The following is a 729-nucleotide window of genomic DNA, read 5'->3' on the forward strand; positions in this document are numbered from 1 at the left end:
GGCCGCCCCCCGCCGCCGCTCGCCCGCCAGCGCGGTCCGCAGGTCGTCGGCGGTCACGCCCTGCGACGCCAGCAGCCGGGCGGACGCGGCGTCGGGGTTCGCCGCCAGGGCGAGGACGAGGTGCTCGGGCCCGATATAGGACGAGCCGAGCGCGTTGGAGATCCGCTGCGCGTCCAGCAGGGCGCGTTTCGCGGACGGCGTGAACGTCGTCGGCGGTGATCCGGGCGTGCCGGGCAGCGCCTCGTCGATCGCTTCCGTCAGCGCGTCCGGGTCGGCTCCGGCCGAGCGCAGCAGGGCCCGCGCGGGGTCGCCCTGCGCGGCGGCGGTCAGGATGTCGAGGGTGTCCAGGTCGGGCGCGCCGCGCTCACCGGCGTTCCGCACCGCCCGGACCAGCAGCTCCCGGCCCTGCTCGCTGAGCAGCCGGCCGACGTCCACCCGCTGCACCCCGGGCCGGGCCGGCGGCCACGCCTCGCCGCCGAAGACACGTCCGCTGAGCAGGTCGAACCCCCGGAAGGGGTCGTCGAAGAACGATCCGAACGGCGAGTTGGTCACGAGGTCCCCCAGACAGCGGCAACAAGGGGCTCGTTTCCGTCCGAGACGGCCATAAGACCAGGTCCCCCACCGATTTGGGTAAACACCCGCTCCCTCGCGCCCCACCCCCGCACGCCACGCCCGGCACCGCGCGTCCCGCCGCCGCGCGCGCGGCCCGGCATCGGCCGCCGGACGGCC

At 76.5% G+C, this 729-nt stretch carries 1 protein-coding gene; it reads right to left on the reverse strand.

Features of this window, described 5'->3' with window-relative positions; all coding sequences use genetic code 11:
• Window positions 1-552, reverse strand: a 552-nt coding sequence (locus DZF91_RS22940) for a Clp protease N-terminal domain-containing protein (protein ID WP_147341279.1), incomplete at its 3' end; no start/stop codon positions are given.
• Between the last annotated feature and the right edge of the window lie 177 nt (window positions 553-729).

The sequence above is a fragment of the Actinomadura logoneensis genome, from assembly GCF_003428695.1.
Lineage (GTDB): Bacteria > Actinomycetota > Actinomycetes > Streptosporangiales > Streptosporangiaceae > Spirillospora > Spirillospora logoneensis.